General features: G+C 62.8%; 2 protein-coding genes and 1 pseudogene. All 3 read left to right on the plus strand.

Annotated elements, in window-relative coordinates; translation table 11 throughout:
- Window positions 1–74: 74 nt before the first annotated feature.
- Window positions 75–152: pseudogene (locus B5F19_RS18155) on the plus strand (triose-phosphate isomerase); the annotation flags it as partial.
- A 118-nt stretch (window positions 153–270) separates the two neighbouring features.
- Window positions 271–1,785, plus strand: coding sequence for a 2,3-bisphosphoglycerate-independent phosphoglycerate mutase (gene gpmI, locus B5F19_RS16515; RefSeq protein WP_087292800.1), 1,515 nt, complete (start codon window positions 271–273; stop codon window positions 1,783–1,785).
- An 825-nt stretch (window positions 1,786–2,610) separates the two neighbouring features.
- Window positions 2,611–3,912 carry a phosphopyruvate hydratase gene (gene eno, locus B5F19_RS16520; protein WP_087292802.1) on the plus strand — a complete coding sequence of 434 codons (1,302 nt, stop codon included), beginning with the start codon at window positions 2,611–2,613 and terminating at the stop codon, window positions 3,910–3,912.
- Window positions 3,913–4,072 lie beyond the last annotated feature (160 nt).

Consider the following 4,072-nt stretch of genomic DNA (forward strand, 5'->3'; position numbering starts at 1 on the left):
CCGCAGGGCGAATTTACTTCGCCCGAGGATTTTAAAATAACAGGGCTCCCGGCTGGCGCAAGCCAGCTGGGACGGACGGCGGCCTGATCGGCGGCGCCTCCCTGAAGCCCGCCGACTTCGTGGAGATCATCAATTCCGCGAATCAGGAGTGAATTTTAATGCAGAATGCAGAGTGCAGGAATGCAGAATGAATTCTGCCCGGCATGCTGTGCCTGCGCGCCACTCTGCATTCTGCATTCTTAATTCTTCATTCTCTAAAGAGGGGTTACGATGAAAACACCAACAACTTTAATTATTATGGACGGATTCGGCTTGACGGAGCCCGGACCGGGCAACGCGGTGGCCAACGCCTCCACGCCCAATCTGGACCGGATCTTCCGGGACTGCCCGGGCTGCAAGCTGTCCGCCTCCGGCCTGGATGTGGGCCTGCCCGAGGGCCAGATGGGCAACAGCGAGGTGGGCCACACCAATATGGGCGCCGGCCGGGTGGTCTTTCAGGACCTGCCCCACATCAGCCGGGACATCGAGAGCGGCGAGTTCTTCCAGAACCCCGCCTATCTGGAGGCCATGTCCAACTGCCGGGAGTGGGGCTCCGCCCTGCACCTGATGGGCCTGCTGTCCGACGGCGGCGTCCACAGCCACATCACCCACCTGTTCGCCCTGCTGAAGATGGCCAAGGAGCAGGGACTGAGCAAGGTCTACGTCCACTGCTTCCTGGACGGCCGCGACGTGCCCCCCAGCTCGGGCAAGCACTATGTGGAGCAGCTCCAGGCCAAGATCCAGCAGCTGGGCGTGGGCCAGATCGCCACGGTCATGGGCCGCTACTACGCCATGGACCGGGACAAGCGCTGGGACCGGGTGCAGCGCGCCTATGACGCCATCGCCTGCGGCGAGGGTCCCTTCGAGGCCGACGCCGCTGAGGCGGTCCAGAAGTCCTATGACGCCGGTGTGACGGACGAGTTTGTGGAGCCCGTGGTGTGCGCCAAGAACGCCCAGGTCCGGGACAACGACTCCATTATCTTCTTCAACTTCCGCCCCGACCGGGCCCGGGAGATCACCCGGTGCTTCGTGGACGAGGACTTCACCGACGTGGAGCGCAAGACCGGCTTCCTGTCCGTGGACTTTATCTGCACCACCGAGTACGACGCTACCCTGCCCAACGTGACGGTGGCCTATCCCCACCAGAAGCTGGTGAACACCTTCGGCGAGTATATCAGCAACCTGGGTCTCACCCAGCTGCGCATCGCCGAGACGGAGAAGTACGCCCATGTGACCTTCTTCTTCAACGGCGGCGTGGAACAGGTCTTCCCCGGCGAGGACCGGTGCCTGATCCCCTCCCCCAAGGTGGCCACCTACGACCTGCAGCCGGAGATGTCCGCCTATCAGGTCACGGAGGAGGCCGTCAAGCGCATCGAGAGCGGCGCCTATGACGTGATCATCCTGAACTTCGCCAACTGCGACATGGTGGGCCACACCGGCGTGTACGAGGCCGCCTGCAAGGCCGTCTCCACCGTGGACGAGTGCGTCAACCGTGTGGTGGAGGCCACCTCCAAGATGGGCGGCGTGTCCCTCATCACCGCCGACCACGGCAACGCCGAGCGGATGATCGACGACGACGGCGAGCCCTTCACCGCCCACACCACCAACCTGGTCCCCTTCTATATCGTAGGGGCCAGCGCCCAGCTCCGGGACGGCCGCCTGGCCGACATCGCCCCCACCATGCTGGACCTGATGGGCCTGGAGAAGCCGGCAGAAATGGACGGGCAGACGCTGATTTTAAATTAAGCGCTGTCATTTTCGACTTAAATTGAGGTTCTTGGCTTCTCCGGGCCCATCACCCGCCCACAGGACGGGCGGCGCGTAGCGCCGTACAAGCATTTTTGCCGCAGGCAAAAATCTTGGCGGAGGCGGAATTTACTTCCGCCGAGCATTTGAAAGCATCGGGGCCCCAAACGGGCCTGCCCGTTTGGGATACCTGGAGAAGCCGGCAGAAATGGACGGGCAGACGCTGATTTTAAATTAAGCGCTGTCATTTTCGAGTTAAATTGAGGTTCTTGGCTTCTCCGGGCCCATCACCCACCCACAGGGCGGGCGGCGCGTAGCGCCGTACAAGCATTTTTGCCGCAGGCAAAAATCTTGGCGGAGGCGGAATTTACTTCCGCCGAGCATTTGAAAGCATCGGGCCCCCAAACGGGCCTGCCCGTTTGGGTTGCCTGGAGAAGCCGGCGGAGATGGACGGGCAGACCCTGATCCTCAACTGGGCGCCACCAAGCCTTCCCCCTTGAAGGGGGAAGGTGGCACGGCCGAAGGCCGTGCCGGATGAGGGTAATCCCGTACCATGTACAATCGACCCCTCATCCGCCTCGCTCCGCTCGGAACCTTCCCTCCTGTGCGGGGAAGGCCTGCAATGAGCGGCAGATGCGGTACTGGCCCATGCAGAATGAATTTTTCTGACACGCTGTTCTTTTGGAACCATTCTGCATTCCTGCATTCTGCATTTTTTACCCCCCGCGTTCTCGCATGGCTCCGCAGGGGCGCACCATGCAGATCATATACCCCCTGACATCGGCGGAAGGATTTCCGCCACATATTGAAAGGAGATTGATTCCCATGAAGCAGATGATCGAGATCGTAGACGTCGTCGGCCGCGAGATCCTGGACAGCCGCGGCAACCCCACCGTTGAGGTGGAGGTCTACCTGGAGGACGGCACCATGGGCCGCGCCGCGGTCCCCTCCGGCGCTTCCACCGGCATCTATGAGGCCTGCGAGCTCCGGGACGGCGACAAGAGCCGCTACAACGGCAAGGGCGTGGAGAAGGCCGTTTCCAACGTGAACACCGAGATCGCCGAGGCCCTCATCGGCACCAACGTGCTGGATCAGGTGGCCATCGACAAGATGCTCATCGAGCTGGACGGCACCCCCAACAAGAGCCGCCTGGGCGCCAACGCCATCCTGGGCGCCTCCCTGGCCTGCGCCAAGGCCGCAGCCGAGAGCCTGGGCACCTCCCTGTACAACTATATCGGCGGCGTCAACGCCAAGCAGCTGCCCGTGCCCATGATGAACATCCTCAACGGCGGCGCTCACGCCACCAACAACGTGGAGATTCAGGAGTTCATGGTCATGCCTGTGGGCGCCACCAGCTTCCGTGAGGCTCTGCGCATGTGCGCCGAGGTCTTCCACCAGCTGAAGACCACCCTGAAGGAGAACGGCACCCCCGCCGCCGGCGTGGGCGACGAGGGCGGCTACGCCCCCAACCTGAAGAAGGACGAGGACGCCCTGAAGGTGATCGTGCAGGCCATCGAGGAGGCCGGCTACAAGCCCGGCGAGGACTTCAAGATCGCCATCGACGCCGCCTCCTCCGAGTGGTGGGATGAGGAGCAGAAGCTCTATATCCAGCCCAAGTCCGGCAAGAAGCTGACCCAGCAGCAGCTGGTGAACATGTGGAAGAAGTTCGCCGACAACTACCCCATCATCTCCCTGGAGGACGGCATGGCCGAGACCGACTGGGAGGGCTGGGCCATGCTGACCAAGGCCATCGGCGACCGCGTCCAGCTGGTGGGCGACGACCTGTTCGTCACCAACGTGGAGCGTCTGGCCACCGGCATTGAGAAGAAGGTGGGCAACGCCATCCTCATCAAGGTCAACCAGATCGGCACCCTGACCGAGACCCTGGACGCCATCCAGATGGCCAACCGGGCCGGCTACACTGCCATCGTGTCTCACCGCTCCGGCGAGACCGAGGACGCCACCATCGCCGACATCGCCGTGGCTCTCAACGCCGGCCAGATCAAGACCGGCGCCCCCAGCCGCACCGACCGCGTGGCCAAGTACAACCAGCTGCTCCGCATCGAAGAGGAGCTGGGCGACGTGGCCGAGTATCCCGGCATGAACGCTTTCTTCAACCTGAAGTAAGTTTCCTAGTCTTGCAGCAAAGCCGCCCGACCGGGCGGCTTTGCTTTTTCTGTCGCCCAGCTCCTCGGGGCCCCATCTTGGGGAGCCCCAGACGAGCCCAACGCAGTGGGTCGTCTGGGGGGAGGAGGAGCAAGGGAGCGCAGCGAAGTTTTTGCCGCAG

The organism is Pseudoflavonifractor sp. An184, from assembly GCF_002160305.1.
Classification (GTDB): domain Bacteria; phylum Bacillota; class Clostridia; order Oscillospirales; family Oscillospiraceae; genus Lawsonibacter; species Lawsonibacter pullicola.